Source organism: Thalassoroseus pseudoceratinae (genome assembly GCF_011634775.1).
Lineage (GTDB): Bacteria > Planctomycetota > Planctomycetia > Planctomycetales > Planctomycetaceae > Thalassoroseus > Thalassoroseus pseudoceratinae.
On the sequence record NZ_JAALXT010000003.1, the window covers coordinates 666,998 to 682,785 of the forward strand.

Below are 15,788 nucleotides of genomic sequence, written 5' to 3' on the forward strand. Positions count from 1 at the left end.
AGTCGGTCGCAAACCCTCAGAACCACAATTCTTTATTGACCACATTTAAGAGCGGTTCGTTCGCGACAAAGCGACGAACATTCTCCAAGAGCGTTTCCAGATGCCGTTTCGCGACGTGGACGGAAGCTGCCGCGATGTGGGGCGTGATGATCACATTCGGCATCCCCCATAATGGGTGGTCGCTCGGCAACGGTTCGACTTCGCAAACATCAAGAGCCGCTCCCTTGATCACGCCGGTTTGCAACGCGGTGGTCAGATCGTCCAGGTCGACAATGACGCCTCGTCCAATGTTGATGAGGTACGCCGACGATTTCATCTTTTCGAATTGCGGTTTCCGGAAGAGTTTCACTGTCTCCGGTGTGTGTGGGGCGGCGATGACGACAAAATCGCTTTCTGCGAGAAGTTCGTCCAACCGATCTGTCGGCAAAATCTCGGGTAGCACCCCGTCAACTGAGGTCCGGATGGGATCGACTCCGAGAATCCGTGTTCCGAATGCATTGGCACGTCGGGCGATCTCCGCACCGATCGCCCCAACACCGATGATCCCCATGGTGCAATCACCGAGACAAAAGTGTTCTCGGTCGATCGCGGTGACATGACCGGGACCGGTTGCAAAACTGGCTCGAGTTTCTTCACCGCCGACGGGTTGCCAACGTCCCTCGTTTTGATTGCGAATGTACGTGTGCATGTTGCGGACGAAACATAGCACGTATCCCAAAACATGATCCGCAATGACGTCGCTGAACAATCCTCGCATGTTCGTGAGTTGACACGGGTGACGGGTCAACTCCGGAAACACGTAGTGTTCCAAACTGGCGGTCGGAGACTGCACCCATCGCAACTGCTTCGCATGACTCAGCAGCTGTGGTGTGAGCTTGCCGAAGAATCCATCGGCATTGGTGATGGCGGCTTCCGCTTCTTCTTCTGAGGACGCATTCACGACCTCGCAGTTTCCCGCGGCTTGCTGGATGTGCATCAGTCGATCCGCGTCGACGGCTGGCCAAATCACCAGTTTCATCGTGATATTCGTCCCACAAAAGTCAGGTCAATCGGAAGTTGAGTGTCAAGGCTATTTCAACGCGTTGCGTCGGTTTCTTCAAGGTTGGAAAAACATCGGGGTGACGGCTTGTGTCGAAGGAACCACGTTATCAGAATACGCGCAACTTCAACCGGCTTGATTGTTCAAGCCGCCTTTGAACAATGACATACGCGAATGAGGCGTGTTGATGAAGATATTCACTCGTTCGGAATCCCAGGGCGTTGTGATTGACGGTAAAATACACGTAACAATCTTGGAAATCCTGGAAACATCGGTGCGTGTCGCCATTCACTCTCCGGACGTTCCCGGTTCCTATCGCGAGGAGACAATCGGACTTTCCGCTGAACAAGCCGGTTCATTGGTCGATCCAATGACGGTTGAAGCGGAACCCGTAGGCTATTCAATGAAATGACCGAACATACCAAAATTACCCTTCAGTCCGTCTACGCGGTCGATGGAGAGGAAGACGCCTCGTGACCCGCGAAACGGAATATACTCCCGACAAACTTCAGGAATTGGGCCTGGATTCGCAACGTCTGCCACGACACATTGCGGTGATCATGGATGGCAATGGTCGATGGGCAATTTCCCGTGGTCTTCCTCGAATCGAAGGCCATCGGCGTGGCGTGCAGAGTGTCCGCACGATTGTCGAAGAATGCGCTCGGATTGGCATCGAACAGGTCACGCTGTATTGTCTCAGTAGTGAAAACTGGAAACGGCCACAAGAAGAGTTGGACTTGCTCATGCAACTCTTGGAGCAGTATCTCGTCGAAGAACGGAGCGAGATCATGCGGCAGGAATTGCAGTTTGCGGTGATTGGTCGTCGGGATGGACTTAGTGAAGGAGCTCTTCGGGAGATTGATCGAACTCTGGAAGTCGCTCGTGACAATACAGGAATGCGTTTGTGCCTGGCGATCAATTACGGATCGCGGGGTGAGATCGCTGACGCTGTCCGCCGGATTGCCGAGCAGGTCCGTACAGGTGAGATGACGCCCGAAACCATCGACGAACAGTGCATCTCCGAGCATCTTGATACGGCCGGCATGACCGATCCGGATTTGGTGATTCGGACGGCGGGTGAAATGCGTGTCAGCAACTTCTTGCTGTGGCAAATTAGTTACGCGGAGTTGTTTGTCACGCAAAAATATTGGCCGGAATTTCGATTGCCGGATTTGATCGAAGCCTTGCAGTCGTTCGCCGCCCGCGATCGTCGGTTCGGCGGTTTGAAAGGCTAAAGCGAATATTATGTTGGGTTGGCGGGTCGGAATTTCAGTTGTCCTGGTACCGGCTTTGGTCGGCTTGTTTCTGCTCGACCATCGCACGGGAGCTACAGCTCCGTACTTGCTTGCGTTCTGCTTGGCGGTTGGTGTTCGCGCGGTTTGGGAGCTATGTGCTCTTCTCGATGTGCGAGCGAGCCGACCGTCTTTTGTCATGACGGCGTGCTGCACCGCGGGTGTGATTGCGTCCGGTTGGGCAGGGCATCTCTTTGACGTTCCGGGGCTGAGCGATTTACGCCCGTTGGAAGTGATCGCCGTCACAGTCTCGCTGGCCATGCTGGCGTTGTTCTTGCGGTCGGCGGCAATTTTCCATGAACCGGGCCATAGCATCGACACACTTGGCGCCGAACTCCTGGCGACGATTTACATCGGCATGCTTCTGGCGGTGACGGCCCAGTTGCGTTGGGTGGCCGAGCCGGAAGCTGGGTATCTGGTCCTGGGATCGTTGTTGATCGCCACGAAATGTGGGGATATCGGAGCGTATTTCCTCGGGCGATTCTTCGGCAAACGGAAGCTGATCCCTCGGTTGAGTCCGGGAAAGACTCGCATGGGAGCTGTCGGAGCGTTTGTTGGTTCCGGTCTCGGTGCATGGGCGTGGCTCACGTGGGCGACTCCGTTGTTCAACCCTGAATGGCAACCGCCAGTTTGGTATTGGTGTGTGCTATACGGCGTCATTCTGGGGCTCATTGGCCTCATCGGCGACCTGTGTGAGTCCCTACTCAAACGGGACTGCAACAAGAAGGACTCCTCAACGCTGTTACCCGGTTTCGGGGGGATCCTCGATCTCATCGATAGCGTGCTGTATGCTGGTCCCGTTGCTTATCTTCTGTGGCGACTTCTGCCGCTGGCAACCTGGATGACCTCCACCAACTAACGCCACCACTTTCTTATTGATTCCATCGAAAATTCGAGCGAAGCTATGTCGACCCCGCGTTCATTTCAGCAAGAACTTGTTTGCGTCTTCGGTCAACCAGTGGCCGAAAATCCGACACAAGCCATGATCGAGGCCGCTTTTGCGCATCACGATTTGGCTTGGAGGTATCTCACAATCGAAGTGCCTCCAGCTAACCTTGGGGATGCAGTGCGAGGGTTGCGGGCGATGGGGTTTCGTGGCGGGAACCTCACGATTCCGCACAAGGTCGCCGTGATTGACCATCTCGACGGGCTCAGCGATGCTGCGGATCGAATTGGCGCCGTGAACTGCATGGTTTGGCACGACGACCGTTTGACCGGTGAGAATACGGACGGCAAAGGCTTTGTCGAATCTCTTTCGGAAGTGACCGATCCCAAAGGAAAGCGGATCGTGCTATTTGGAGCCGGCGGTGCGGCCCGGGCGATCGCAGTCGAAACAGCACTTGCCGGGGCCACGCATTTCACAATCGTCAATCGGTCCCCGGAGCGTGGCCAACAGTTGACCAACCTCGTCAACGAACGAACGGAAGCCCAAGCGGAGTTTGTTCCATGGACCGGCGAATTCGCAATTCCTGACGGGACCGATGTGGTTATCAACTCCACGTCAATCGGATTGTTCCCGAATGTCGAGGAACGAGTCGCGGTGCAGGCGGACACGCTGAAAAGCAATATGGTGGTCGCCGATGTCATCCCCAACCCACCGAAAACTCGGTTCCTCAGCGAGGCCGCCGAACGGGGCTGCACAACTTTGGACGGGTTGGGAATGCTGGTCAACCAAGGCGTGATCGGTTTCCGCTTGTGGACGGGCGTGGATCCCGATCCATCCGTCATGCGGAAAGCTTTGGAAGACGTCTTTGGAGAAGATTGACCGGTTTGACTCAGCGAACTCGGTTGCGACCGTCGCTTTTTGCTTCGTACATCCAGGCGTCGACACAGGCGAGCAACGTTTCGAAACTCACGTCGGACTGATTGAACATTGGGGCATTGTCGAGCGATGGATGCGGTGAGTCGAGGACTAGATTTCCGTCCTCCGATAAAAACGCGGCTGCAACGCCCACGCTGATCGTGACCGAAAACTCTCGGCAGACACCGCCAAAGGTATCCAATTCCGCTACGGCTCGGCAGATTTCCGCAATTTCCTGGGCCTCGCGGTAGTTAGTATCGCTGAGCAGGACGATGAACTCATCGCCACCGAACCTCGCCATGATGTGGTCGGTGGAGAGAATCGTCAGAATACGGCGGGTGAGGTCAATCAACGCGCGGTCGGCTGCCAAATGGCCGAATTGGTCGTTGATGGTCTTGAACTGATCGACGTCGAACATCATCAACGACAGCGGTTGACCAGAGCGTTTGGACCGGGCCAAGTCCCGTCGCAGAGCTTCTTCGAAATACCGCCGTGTGAACGCCCCGGTGAGCCCATCGCGAGTCATCATCGCATAGGTGGTCTCGTGGTATTCGGCTTCGATGTGATCGGCGGAGAGAAACTTGAAAATCTGATTGCCGATGCGAATGCGGTCGCCGGCTCTCAAGCGAACTTCGTCGTTGGCTTGGTCGTTGACGAAAGTTCCATTCGTGCTTTGCAGGTCGCGAATGAAGTAGGCATCATCCCGGAAGTGAATCGCACAGTGTTTCCGTGAAACCGAATCACCTTCGAGCGTCAGGCCACATTGACGGCCACGGCCAATGATGAATGGGTTCTCGGAAATCTTCAGCAGACCGGCATTCAACTCCAGAGGATAAATCTGGACCAGACAAGCCTGTCCCTGTGGAACGTGCGAACCATCGTTGACGTTGTCAAGTTTTCGCAATGTTGATGTTTCGTTTGTCGTCATGGGTCGATCCAGGGGCGCGGAGGAACCTTCGGTGAGACACGCGGCCAGATCGGGTCACGGTCGTCCGTGCCACGCATTGGTCGCAAAGAATGCTCGTGCTGCATCTTGCCGAGAGAGAACCAACGTGGGCGAACTGTGAACCGGCTTAGTGGGAGAACGGGCCCCGTCCGTGCCAAGTTTGGGATCTGGAACGCACAAAGCAGGTTACGTTTGCGGTTTTCAAAGCCCGAATGCCCTAGCCATGGTGGAAATGAACGATTATGACGAAAGCAACATGAAACAGAATCGGCCGACCTCGGGGTGAAGCTTTAGGCTGCCTTGGGCGTTCGAGGCGATCGGCAATACGAGAGTACCTGTTATTTTGTCTTGCGTTGTGACCGGTATCGTACGTTCCGGTCGTTAGCTTATTCCGAGACAGCAGTTGCCGAATTCACCTTGGAATCGCTAACGTACTCGTCGAATTCGCGTACTCGGGACCGATGGCCTACTCCATGATAGAATCTTCGCAACGAACGATCCCCAAGGGACTTGAGTGCTGTGTCCTGTTGCGTCTATTTGCTGTCGGGAAGCCCGTGACTCCAGACCAGCTCGCGGATTCGCTCGGTCCGCTTTTTATTGATTCCCTGAATCTCTGTGAAGATGACTGGAATGCCACCCTGGACGCCGTTCTCGCGACGATGAAACATGAACGATTAATCTCGTTTGCTTCCAACCAGGTCACGAAACTTGGGCAGGAATCGCTGTGCGAATCTTTCGACCTTCCTTCTATCCCCACGAGTGAACGGTGGACGGGATTGCGTAATCGCTTGCTCATCGCAAAAGCACTGGGGCTACCGCCGGCAGATGACGAGGAACGCAAGCGGCTCGGAACCGCAGATGGTCTGCGGGTTGCGATCATGGTACAGGGGTATCAACTCCCGATCAGCCCGTTCGTTCGCATGTCCGAATGTCTCGACGAGTTAGCCCGTCAAGAGCTTGCAGAATCAACAAATACGGTCCCCGATTTCGACGCGGTATTTGCACGAGAGCAGGTGTTGTCGACGCGTCTGATGAAAGGCCTGCCTGGCAAACCCGAGCGGGTACTGCCCATGTTGCTGGTACGGGCGGTCGATGAATCTCCGGAATCGTTGCGACTCGCAGTGCTGCAAAACTGGGTTCGGAAGTTGAACGGCGTTGAAGCCGAAACACCAGCTGAATCTCAATTCGATCTGAACCAATTTTCCCTTCAAGTACAGCACGCAGCCCAAAGCGTCGACCAACCCCGCTACGGCGAATCCAAAGTTTTCATCCAGCACGTTTGGGATGCGTTTCGGAAGCAGTCAGACGGTTCCGAGTGGTCGTTGGCGGAGTTCAAAGAACGACTCGTGGAAGCAAATCGCGAAAACCTGCTTACGCTGAGTCGAGCCGATCTCGTCGGAGCCATGGATCGGCAACTCATCGAGTCGTCAGAGATTCGTCTACCACATGCGACATTTCACTTCCTTCGGCTTCCCAGCGAGCCGTAACGGTTCACGGCTCAGGACGCATCGGTGAAGCGTTCGAGGTACGTGTAGTTCCGCAGACTCGATTCATACGACCTCAAGAATTGCCCGGCTTCCTGGTGCGTCACGCGTTTTTTGAGAACCGCTTCCTCGACGGATCGCTGCAATTGATCAAGCAGTTCTTCGCTATCGAATTCCACATAGGCAAGAACTTCATCAACTCGTTCACCACGAACGACGGTCTTGATCACGACTTCCCCACCCTCGTTGATGTCAACGTGCACCACATGCGGGTTGCCGAACAGATTGTGGAGATCGCCAAGCACTTCCTGATATGCCCCTACCAAAAACGCACCGAGGTGGTACGGTTGCCCGTCAAAGGCGTGCAATGGCAGGGCCCGTTTGACATCCCGTCGATCGATGAATCGGTCTAGCTTGCCATCCGAATCACAGGTGATGTCTCCCAAGACTGCACGCCGTGATGGCGGTTGTTCAAGCCGGTGAAGCGGCATGACAGGGAATAGTTGTTGAATCGCCCAACTATCCGGCATCGATTGGAACACGGAGAAATTGCAGAAGTAGGTGTCGGAGAGCATCGCCCCCAACTTTTGAAGCTCTTCCGGGACGAATTCCATTTCTTGCGTCAGCTTGTTAATGCGTCGGCAGATCCCCCAGAACAGATCGTCGGCAAAGCTGCAATCTTCCAAGCTCAGCACGCCCGAGAGAAATCGGCTCATCACCATTTCGCGAAGTTGCAACGCATCGTGATAACTTTCGTGCGCGTTTCGCAGTGTGATTTTTTTCCGCGTGTAGAACAAATCTCGAAGCGGTTGCGGGGTGTCTTCGGGAATTTCTCGGGGGAATTTGGCTTCGCCGCGGGTGACGGCACCCATCACGCTGAACAGCAGCACGCTATGGTAAGCGGAGATCGCACGACCACTTTCCGAGACAATATTCGGATGCGGAACCTTGGCGTCATCGCAGACGGATTTGATCTGATAAATCACATCGTTCGCGTACTCCTGCAGCGTGTAATTCATGCTGGAGTCGAAGTCCGTCCGCGAGCCATCGTAATCAACGCCCAAGCCACCGCCGACATCCAGCGACTTCAAACCGGCGCCCTTTCGCACCAAATCCGCGTAGATGCGAGCCGCCTCCACCAACGCCGATTTCACGAAGCGAATGTTCGTGATCTGACTGCCCAAATGGAAGTGCAGTAAGTTGAGGCAATCTTCCATCCCTTCGGATTTGAGTCGGTCCAAACCGTGCAGGATTTCGCTGGCCGTCAGACCGAACTTGGATCGATACCCGCCAGACCCCTGCCAACGTCCGGAACCGCGCGAAGAAAGCTTCACCCGCATTCCGATCTGAGGACGCACGCCCAATCGTGCGGCCACCGACAAAATGAGGTCCAACTCCTTCGGTTTCTCGACCACGATTGTGATGTTTCGGCCGATCTTCTGAGCCGACAACGCGGTTTCGATGAACTCCACATCTTTGAAGCCGTTGCAGACAATCGGCGTTTCATTGCTGGTGACGGCGATGACGGCCAACAACTCCGGCTTGCTGCCCGCCTCCAGCCCGAAGCCAAGACCCGCGCCGTATTCCAGGACTTCTTCCACAACCTGGCGGTGTTGGTTCACCTTGATGGGGTAGACGCAGTTGTAGCCGCCCTCGTACCGATACTCTTTGATCGCATGCTGAAACGCATCGTAAATTTCCCGTAAGCGATCTTTGAGGATACCGCTGAAACGCACGATCAAAGGCAGTTCCAAACCGCGAAGCTGCAACTGCTCGATCAGTTCCGGAAAGTCGATTGATCGTTCAGGGTCTCGTTCGGGGTGCACACGCAGGTGACCGTTCTTCCCAACGGAAAAATAACCCTGTCCCCATCGCGAAACCTCGTACAATTCGGCCGCGTCATCGATGTCCCAGGCGTCGTCCATAACAGGCATTGGCGTGTTTCCCCAAAGACGGTGCAAGAACCATTGATCAAATGCCAAAGTCGGCCGCGAATGAAATAACGGATCGCCATTCCGCCGTCCAGGGACAACAAAACTCTGCTTGCGGCATTCCACAATTTTTTCGATTTCGTGGAAAAGGCAATAACGAGCATACCTTTTTTAAAACTGAAGGATACAATCGGACTCATAAGGTCGGGTCTACGTGGACTCGTTGAATCGACGACACCCTCTCTATATGCAAGCTTTTCTTCCCTTGGTCATTTGCTCTGTGCTTCGTGCCCTCGGCCCCAAGACTGACAAGCCGGTCAAGACCCGCAATCGACACCAAGAATGATTGTCTGGTCGGCCGAGATGGTTCGCCTGATTTTCGTTGAGTGAAATTGTTTCATTTCCGAGCAAGCCGGAAAAGAAACTATGAACTCACAACACTAGCGTTTGATGCCGAGACGTATCGGCAGTTTTTGATTTTGCGAAGCTTGGATTGGCCCGCTCGTGTGGACTGTGTTTCACGAAGGCGGGTGCCGTCTCGCGGCGAGGCGAAAACACCGTGTTTTCAGATCACCGCAGACACAGCAGACCGTGAGATGGTCTAGGAATGACTAATGAGTAAGAACTTGTACGTTGGCAACCTCTCCTTCAACACCACCAATGATGGACTTCGGCAGGCATTTGAACAATTCGGTGCCGTGACCAATGCTCAAATCATTACGGACCGTGAGACCGGCCGTAGCCGTGGTTTCGGTTTTGTCGAAATGGCCGAAGGTGGGGATGAAGCCATCGAAGAAATGAATGGCTTTGAATTGGACGGTCGGACGTTGACCGTTAACGAAGCCCGCCCACGCGAAGATCGTCGTGGTGGCGGTGGTGGCGGCGGACGTCGCGGTGGATACGGCGGTGGCGGTAACCGCTACTAAGAAATTCTCGTCGTGACAACCGTGCATTTCATCGGAAAGAGCCGGGTTGCGACCGAATATTCTGATTAGCCACATGATACAATAGCTCTCGTCGCTCATTTTTAATGGGCCGCGAGAGTTTTTTTGTGGTCGGTACTCGCATTGGCTGTCCTCAATTGGCCTGCCCCGTAGAAATATCGTGAGGCGATTCATAGTATGGCGTTCGGTAATGCTAGCTCAATTTGAATCGAGATTTTCAATCTGGAGTAGTAGTGCGTGTCTATCGCGAGCAAGTCACACAGGCATTGGACCAATTATCCGACGGCCTTGGTCCGTATATCGAATCCAAATTGAAGACGATTTATAAGGATCGTTGGGTCAAGGTCGCCCGTGAAAGTTTTCGTTCTGGACGAGGGAAATCGGGCGACGATGGAGATACCATCGACTGGGATGCACATGCCACATTGACAGTGATGTGGGATCAGTGGAATAGTCTATTTCGTCATGATTTGGCTCAGACAGATCGAAGCCTCGTCAGCGAACTCCGTGAGTTCCGGAACCTTTGGGCTCATCAGACCGATTTTGATTTCGACGATACCTACCGAGTACTCGATAGTGTCGAACGCTTGCTGAATTCGATCGGGGCAAAAGAGGCTGAGGACGTCGCAGACATTAAGTTGCGTGTTTTCCGTGCGGAGTTCGATCAGCAAGTCCGCGCTGTCTATCAACGCTCGGAAGCGCGTCGGCGGAATTTGCTTGATATCAGCATCTACTCGGCATGCTGTGCTGCGATTCTGTATGCCATCTTTGAGGGTTACGGTTCCAAAGCTTGGTTCATGATGATTTGCGTAGTGATGGTGTTCGCGGTCATCATTTGGCAACGCGTCTCGACACCACCGATTCTGTTTGGTGCCCACGAGTGTCTCGACTGCGGTCGAATTATCTATACCGATCAATGCCCATATTGTGCACGGACCGCTCCCCGACCCCGAACGCGTCCGCAAGACCAGCCAAATATGTCCGTTGAGGATCAAGCATGAGCACTGCACCCAAGTGGCAAATTGTTGACTTTGCGGATATCACTGGTACGCCATGCCCGTGTGGCACCGCCAAACGAGCGTTCGCCGAAAGTGAGCACTCACCCGGAACGATTCATCTCACAGAAATTTCCGAAGACGCCAAAACGCATTACCATCAATCGCAAACTGAGACATATTTCATTTTGGAATGCGAACCGGATGCCAAGATCGAACTCGACGGCGACTGCATCCCAATCCGTCCGCGAATGGCCATTCTGATTCCTCCGGGCGTTCGCCATCGTGCAATTGGACGAATGACAATTCTCAATATTGTCGTGCCCAAATTCGATCCCCACGATGAGCATTTTGACGAAGCCTAGCAAGCGTCGCGACTATGTTTGATGTTCTCGAACGTAGACTCTCCAACTAGCCATACAAAAAACGATCAAAACGAACCAAAGGCTAGCGACTGCAATTCCAAAGGCTGAGTCTGCATCGTAGTCCGCGAGGAATTCTCAGTTTCAATCTCACGGTTCTACTAGTATTGTTTCAGGAAAACGGCATGCGAAATCTTTTAATGAGCCTATTGCTATTGATGTTGTTGCCTGTGGTGACACTCGCGGAGACCAAGAAGAGTGATTCGCTACCGAAAGTTGTACTCATTGGCGATTCGATTCGACTGAGTTATACGGCAAATGTTCGTCGGCTATTAGATAACAAAGCAACCGTAGTTAGTCCGAAGGCAAATGGGCAAGATAGTGCCAATGTTCTTCGGAACCTTGATCGATGGGTGATTGCAGAACAGCCAGACATCGTGCATTTCAATTGTGGAATCCATGACACGAAGAAGTTCAAAAACGATGGACATTTTCAGGTTTCGCCCGAGCAATATCAGTCGAACTTGACGAAAATCATCAAGCGAATTCGCGAAAAGACCGACGCAACGATCTTGTTTGCAACCACAACGCCCATCATTGACGATCGTGCGGCTAAGGCTCGTCGTGATCGAGATTACGAGCTGTTGAATGCTAGTGTCGAGCAATACAACAAGATCGCGCGAACGGCAATGAAGAAACTCGATGTTCCCGTGAACGATCTGCACGCCGCGATTGATGAAGCTCAGACAGGAGTCGACTCGATGATAGTCGCAGACGGTGTGCACTTGACTGAGCCGGGGAAAGAGTTGGCTGGGACGCAGGTTGCGAATTTCATCACGCAGTATTTGCCAAATGATACTCAGGCAAGTACCCCATGGAACATTGACGCTTGGAAGAATGTTCCGGAAGTGACCTGGTTGGACCGCACGTCTCCGATTCGGTCGCTGACCTATCGCAATGAACCGTTCCAAGGGAACCAGACAGATGTCTTCGCATTCTACGCGACGCCTGGCACGATCTCAGGTGATCCGTCACAGGACAAAAATCTGCCGGCGGTCGTTTTGATCCACGGAGGTGGTGGAACCGCGTTCGCGGAGTGGGCGTGGCTATGGGCGAACCGAGGTTATGCGGCAATCGCCATGGATCTTTCGGGGCGGCGTCCTGAGGCTCCTACTTTTGATGAATCGACCGGTGAATTGACATCGGGGCACCGTGTGTCGCGTTCGCGTCTCGAGAACGGCGGGCCGGAGGCGAACCATGTTGCCAAGTTTCAGAATGCTGGTGGCGATCTCACAGATGATTGGCAACCGCATGCCGTCGCGGCGGTCATGCGAGCCCATTCTTTGATTCGGAGTTTTCCGGAAACCGACGCTGAACGGACTGCCGTCACGGGCATTAGTTGGGGAGGGTACATGACGTGTCTCGTGGCCTCACTCGATGATCGGTTCAAAGCCGCGGTCCCGGTCTATGGCTGTGGATTTCTTTTCGAGGGGGAATCCGTGCAGAAACCACAGATTGATCGGCTAGATGACGAAACCAAGAAGTTCTGGATTCAAAACTATGATCCTTCGACTGTGCTATCGAAGTGTGAAGTCCCTATCCTGTTCGTTAACGGGACGAACGACATCCACTATCCTCTGAATAGTTACCAGCGGAGTTATGACGTCGTTCCCGGCCCAAAACAGATTCGAATCGAAGCGGGGATGCGGCATAGTCACATTCATGGTTGGACGCCCGCCGAAATTGGACTGTTTATCGATCAGCATCTTCGGAATGCTCAACCGCTCCCCCAGCTGACTGATCTGCAGACCGATGGCCAAAAGGTATCTGCGAAGATCAAGTCCGAAACCGAAATCCGGAAAGTCGAACTCGTCTTCACGAGTGACAGCGGATTGCTCAAGTCTCGAAAATGGCAGCACCGACCGGCAACGGTTGACGGTGACAGAGTCGAGGCGTCTATTCCAGCCGATGCAACGGTTTGGATTCTCACCGTGACCGATGTCAGAGACGCAATGACAAGTAGCTCCATCCAGTTTGCAGAATGAGTTGCCGCGCCAGTTTGGGGTAGAGAATTCCGTTGAGGCGTACTGACGTGCATTACCTGCAAGCAGTCCGAAACTGCCGCGTCACGCTGGCTTTAGGCAGACAGGTCGGGAAATGACGGGTAGACACCTTGAATGAATGCGATTTCGGATCACAAATCCGCAGTTTTGGTTGAGTGGGAGCGCGCGTGGGGGTAGCATGGCATGCTTCGCAACGCTCTTTTCATTCAATAAGATGTCCATCGAACGGCCGATGGTCTGCGGTGTAAGGTGATTTATGGCAGAAAGTGAACCTCAAAAGAAACATCCCGCGGTTCTTCTCTTCGGTCCTCCCGGTGTGGGCAAGGGAACGCAAGGGAAGATCCTGGGGGTGATTCCGGGATTTTTTCACCTCTCCAGTGGTGACGTGTTTCGTTCCCTCGATATCAACTCACCCGAAGCCCAAGCAGCGTTACCGTTTATCTCACGTGGGGAACTCGCTCCCGATGAACTCACGATGAAAATCTGGCTCAACGGTCTCAATGGCCAAATCGCCACGAGTTTGTACAAACCGTATGAAGACCTTTTGGTTCTCGACGGGATCCCTCGCAGCGTGCCGCAAGTCTCCCTGTTGAGCGCCTATTGCGATGTGCATCGTATTGTTGAATTGGTCTGTTCGGACGAAGAGAAGATGATTCACCGCATCAAACGACGGGCCATTCGCGAGCACCGCTTGGACGATGCGAACGAGGACGTCATCCGGCGTCGCTTTGAAGTTTATCGCCGTGATAGCATGCCGGTGATTGGCGAATATCCCCCGGAAATTGTGACCTCAGTGGACGCGATGCGATCGCCCGCGGAAGTTCTTCGAAGTGTTCTAGAGGTTTTGGTGCCGGTGCAAAATGAGCACTTCCAGAGCTCTCGTCGGAGCTGAAGCAGTTCCTTCCGTTGTCGCGGGGGCGGTCTCAGGGGCGCCTGAAGACACGTTGCTCGATGTACACCGCAGACATAGCCGATCATAAACCAGTCGAAGCGAAAGAAACCAAACTGGTGAGTTCCGACTCGCCAGTTTTTTTGTTTTTTGTCCCCTTGACTTCCCACTTTGCAGTCAATAGTTTAGCATCCGCTAAAAGTTTTAGTGTTAGCTAAATTTTTGCTCCTTGAATCGAAGGGAACGTCATGGCTCGTCGTCGGATGCAGGGTTTCACACTGATTGAGCTTCTTGTGGTCATCGCGATCATTGCGATTTTGATCGCGTTGTTACTCCCGGCGGTGCAACAGGCTCGCGAAGCCGCAAGACGCACCCAATGCCGGAATCAACTGAAGCAATTGGGAATCGCGTTGCACAACTATCACGATGCTCACCGGTCGTTTCCGGCGGGTTACGCCAGTTACGCCACTTCCGATGGCTCAGCACCAGCGAGTGCCAATCTTGATCCGAACACTTGGGATGCTGGTCCCGGGTGGGGATGGACGGCGATGTTGCTGCCGTACTTCGAGCAGAACAATCTTGCAGATCAACTCGCACCCGAATTCCCGATTTGGCACGGTCCTTACGCGGGGTTGATCGAAACTAAGTTGCCGATGTTGTTGTGTCCGTCGTCGTCTGGGGGAGACGAAGCATTTGCCGTCCTGGATGCTAGCGGTCAAGCACTGACCATCAATGGAAATCCGATTCGGTTGGGGCGGTCCCACTATGTTGCGAGTCACGGTCAGGAGTCGTGTTGGGGCGAATGCGGTGCAAGTTTGTCGGGGGAAGTCTTCACCGACATCTACACCAGCCAAACGACCACAGTGACCATCAATGGCGACGTTTCGCGTGTCGCAGACGGACCATTCTACCGAAATTCAAGAACGCGTTTCCAAGATGTGACCGATGGGACTTCGAACTCGATTTTCCTGGGAGAGCACACCTCGCGGTTGAGTGACAAATCATGGGCCGGTGTTGTGCCGGGGGCGTTTACTCATCCGCAATTCTCCTCTCCCGAGAACGGGCCAGACGCTGCTGCCACCCTGACTCTCGTTCATGCCGGTCCATCAGGGGGAGAACTCGACATCACCGGTTTTCCGATCATCCACCCGATCAATTTTCCGACCTACCACGTCGGCCAGATGTTCTCAGAACACCCCGGTGGAGGGCACGTAACCTTCGGTGACGGATCCGTGCGGTTCATCTCTGAGAACATCAGCCTGCTGACCTTCGCGGAACTTTCAAGCATCGGAGAAGGAGAAGTGATCGGCGAATTCTAACTGCTCAGTGTCCTTACTGTTTTCACGTTTGGGGCCGTTCTGTGGTCGAGATGCTTGTGAGTATGTCGGAAAGGTTTGTACCATGTTTGTATGGAAAGAATGCCGAAATTTGAGGGCGTTGGTGGTTGGGGTTCTGCTTCTCCTGTCGGCAAGCGGTTGTGGCTACGGGGAGGTCGGCCCGGAAACCTACGAGTACGCGATGGCCTTGTACTCGGTTTGCAATTCCCGCGATGCACAGCGACTTCAGTCGTTTACCGAGCAATTCGAACAGGCTCAAGCCGACGGTAAAGTGAGTGCCAATGAGGGCAAGGTTCTCGGACAGATTGTGAAGCTGGCGCAAGCCGGTCAATGGGATGATGCGACTGCAGACGCTCGTGCCCTTCTCGATGCACAAGTCAAGCGTTGAGTCCGCTGATTCGGGAGTTCGATTGCGGTCGGTGATTTTTAAAAACCAGCCTGTTGCCTGTCGTCATCGGCGCCGGTACAATGGGTGAAAATTTCATTCAAACTCGTGATCCATGAGGAAACCCCATGGCTGAGCAACAAAGCCCGACATACAACTCGCAAACCGAACAATCGCAAAACGCAACACCGATTGCGGTACCGGTTGAAACGGTTCCGTTGACGTCTGTGTTGGCTTCGATCGTCCGTGACAGCAAGAAATCGGCGGCCAACTACTTGAGCCAAGTCCACGTTCCGCATGGTGGTGAGTGAATCCCAATC

The 15,788-nt window shown here is 53.8% G+C and carries 16 protein-coding genes; 13 read left to right on the plus strand and 3 right to left on the minus strand.

Going from position 1 to position 15,788, the window contains the following annotated elements; genetic code table 11:
* Positions 1 to 16: 16 nt before the first annotated feature.
* Positions 17 to 1,018, minus strand: a complete 1,002-nt coding sequence (locus G6R38_RS12685) for a D-2-hydroxyacid dehydrogenase (RefSeq protein WP_166825552.1) — start codon at positions 1,016 to 1,018, stop codon at positions 17 to 19.
* Positions 1,019 to 1,226: 208 nt separating this feature from the next.
* Between G6R38_RS12685 and G6R38_RS12690 the strand changes: the two genes are divergently transcribed.
* The 4 genes from G6R38_RS12690 (at position 1,227) to aroE (ending at position 4,096) form a co-directional block, all read left to right on the plus strand.
* Positions 1,227 to 1,451 carry a carbon storage regulator gene (locus G6R38_RS12690; protein ID WP_166825555.1) on the plus strand — a complete coding sequence of 75 codons (225 nt, stop codon included), beginning with the start codon at positions 1,227 to 1,229 and terminating at the stop codon, positions 1,449 to 1,451.
* 61 nt (positions 1,452 to 1,512) lie between these two features.
* The gene (locus G6R38_RS12695) at positions 1,513 to 2,274 is read left to right on the plus strand and encodes an isoprenyl transferase (RefSeq protein ID WP_166825558.1); all 762 of its coding nucleotides are present in this window, start codon (positions 1,513 to 1,515) and stop codon (positions 2,272 to 2,274) included.
* A gap of 10 nt (positions 2,275 to 2,284) precedes the next feature.
* Positions 2,285 to 3,190, plus strand: a complete 906-nt coding sequence (locus G6R38_RS12700; RefSeq protein ID WP_166825561.1) for a phosphatidate cytidylyltransferase — start codon at positions 2,285 to 2,287, stop codon at positions 3,188 to 3,190.
* 45 nt (positions 3,191 to 3,235) lie between these two features.
* Complete coding sequence (gene aroE, locus G6R38_RS12705) at positions 3,236 to 4,096, plus strand: shikimate dehydrogenase (protein WP_166825564.1); 861 nt, start codon at positions 3,236 to 3,238, stop codon at positions 4,094 to 4,096.
* Between the two features lie 10 nt (positions 4,097 to 4,106).
* Here aroE and G6R38_RS12710 read toward each other — a convergent pair whose 3' ends face one another.
* Complete coding sequence (locus G6R38_RS12710) at positions 4,107 to 5,060, minus strand: diguanylate cyclase domain-containing protein (protein ID WP_166825567.1); 954 nt, start codon at positions 5,058 to 5,060, stop codon at positions 4,107 to 4,109.
* A 491-nt stretch (positions 5,061 to 5,551) separates the two neighbouring features.
* On the opposite strand from G6R38_RS12710, the gene G6R38_RS12715 reads away from it, so the two are divergent.
* Positions 5,552 to 6,565, plus strand: coding sequence for a hypothetical protein (locus G6R38_RS12715; RefSeq protein WP_166825570.1), 1,014 nt, complete (start codon positions 5,552 to 5,554; stop codon positions 6,563 to 6,565).
* A gap of 11 nt (positions 6,566 to 6,576) precedes the next feature.
* On the opposite strand, the gene speA is transcribed toward G6R38_RS12715, so the two are convergent.
* On the minus strand, positions 6,577 to 8,496 hold the full coding sequence (speA, locus tag G6R38_RS12720) for a biosynthetic arginine decarboxylase (RefSeq protein WP_166825574.1): 1,920 nt from the start codon (positions 8,494 to 8,496) through the stop codon (positions 6,577 to 6,579).
* 611 nt (positions 8,497 to 9,107) lie between these two features.
* Here speA and G6R38_RS12725 point away from each other — a divergent pair.
* The 8 genes from G6R38_RS12725 (at position 9,108) to G6R38_RS12760 (ending at position 15,779) form a co-directional block, all read left to right on the plus strand.
* Complete coding sequence (locus G6R38_RS12725) at positions 9,108 to 9,419, plus strand: RNA recognition motif domain-containing protein (protein WP_166825581.1); 312 nt, start codon at positions 9,108 to 9,110, stop codon at positions 9,417 to 9,419.
* 251 nt (positions 9,420 to 9,670) lie between these two features.
* On the plus strand, positions 9,671 to 10,438 hold the full coding sequence (locus G6R38_RS12730; protein ID WP_166825586.1) for a Swt1 family HEPN domain-containing protein: 768 nt from the start codon (positions 9,671 to 9,673) through the stop codon (positions 10,436 to 10,438).
* Complete coding sequence (locus tag G6R38_RS12735) at positions 10,435 to 10,797, plus strand: cupin domain-containing protein (protein WP_166825591.1); 363 nt, start codon at positions 10,435 to 10,437, stop codon at positions 10,795 to 10,797. The genes G6R38_RS12730 and G6R38_RS12735 overlap by 4 nt, the downstream gene beginning before the upstream one ends.
* A 182-nt stretch (positions 10,798 to 10,979) precedes the next feature.
* Positions 10,980 to 12,839, plus strand: a complete 1,860-nt coding sequence (locus tag G6R38_RS12740) for an alpha/beta fold hydrolase (protein WP_166825597.1) — start codon at positions 10,980 to 10,982, stop codon at positions 12,837 to 12,839.
* Between the two features lie 274 nt (positions 12,840 to 13,113).
* Positions 13,114 to 13,749 (plus strand): adenylate kinase family protein, encoded by a 636-nt coding sequence (locus G6R38_RS12745; RefSeq protein ID WP_166825603.1) that lies wholly within the window; start codon positions 13,114 to 13,116, stop codon positions 13,747 to 13,749.
* A gap of 245 nt (positions 13,750 to 13,994) precedes the next feature.
* Positions 13,995 to 15,065, plus strand: a complete 1,071-nt coding sequence (locus G6R38_RS12750) for a DUF1559 domain-containing protein (protein ID WP_206028563.1) — start codon at positions 13,995 to 13,997, stop codon at positions 15,063 to 15,065.
* 82 nt (positions 15,066 to 15,147) lie between these two features.
* Complete coding sequence (locus G6R38_RS12755; RefSeq protein WP_166825608.1) at positions 15,148 to 15,471, plus strand: hypothetical protein; 324 nt, start codon at positions 15,148 to 15,150, stop codon at positions 15,469 to 15,471.
* 125 nt (positions 15,472 to 15,596) lie between these two features.
* Positions 15,597 to 15,779: a hypothetical protein gene (locus G6R38_RS12760; protein ID WP_166825613.1), complete on the plus strand. Its 183-nt coding sequence runs from the start codon at positions 15,597 to 15,599 to the stop codon at positions 15,777 to 15,779.
* Positions 15,780 to 15,788: the final 9 nt, after the last annotated feature.

What these genes read in the sequence shown, in the direction of transcription:
- G6R38_RS12685 (WP_166825552.1), bottom strand. Translation starts at nt 1,018, where the DNA reads ATGAAACTGGTGATTTGGCCAGCCGTCGACGCGGATCGACTGATGCAC.
- G6R38_RS12690 (WP_166825555.1), top strand. Translation starts at nt 1,227, where the DNA reads ATGAAGATATTCACTCGTTCGGAATCCCAGGGCGTTGTGATTGACGGT.
- G6R38_RS12700 (WP_166825561.1), top strand. Translation starts at nt 2,285, where the DNA reads ATGTTGGGTTGGCGGGTCGGAATTTCAGTTGTCCTGGTACCGGCTTTG.
- aroE (WP_166825564.1), top strand. Translation starts at nt 3,236, where the DNA reads ATGTCGACCCCGCGTTCATTTCAGCAAGAACTTGTTTGCGTCTTCGGT.
- G6R38_RS12710 (WP_166825567.1), bottom strand. Translation starts at nt 5,060, where the DNA reads ATGACGACAAACGAAACATCAACATTGCGAAAACTTGACAACGTCAAC.
- G6R38_RS12715 (WP_166825570.1), top strand. Translation starts at nt 5,552, where the DNA reads ATGATAGAATCTTCGCAACGAACGATCCCCAAGGGACTTGAGTGCTGT.
- speA (WP_166825574.1), bottom strand. Translation starts at nt 8,496, where the DNA reads ATGCCTGTTATGGACGACGCCTGGGACATCGATGACGCGGCCGAATTG.
- G6R38_RS12725 (WP_166825581.1), top strand. Translation starts at nt 9,108, where the DNA reads ATGAGTAAGAACTTGTACGTTGGCAACCTCTCCTTCAACACCACCAAT.
- G6R38_RS12735 (WP_166825591.1), top strand. Translation starts at nt 10,435, where the DNA reads ATGAGCACTGCACCCAAGTGGCAAATTGTTGACTTTGCGGATATCACT.
- G6R38_RS12740 (WP_166825597.1), top strand. Translation starts at nt 10,980, where the DNA reads ATGCGAAATCTTTTAATGAGCCTATTGCTATTGATGTTGTTGCCTGTG.
- G6R38_RS12745 (WP_166825603.1), top strand. Translation starts at nt 13,114, where the DNA reads ATGGCAGAAAGTGAACCTCAAAAGAAACATCCCGCGGTTCTTCTCTTC.
- G6R38_RS12750 (WP_206028563.1), top strand. Translation starts at nt 13,995, where the DNA reads ATGGCTCGTCGTCGGATGCAGGGTTTCACACTGATTGAGCTTCTTGTG.
- G6R38_RS12755 (WP_166825608.1), top strand. Translation starts at nt 15,148, where the DNA reads ATGTTTGTATGGAAAGAATGCCGAAATTTGAGGGCGTTGGTGGTTGGG.
- G6R38_RS12760 (WP_166825613.1), top strand. Translation starts at nt 15,597, where the DNA reads ATGGCTGAGCAACAAAGCCCGACATACAACTCGCAAACCGAACAATCG.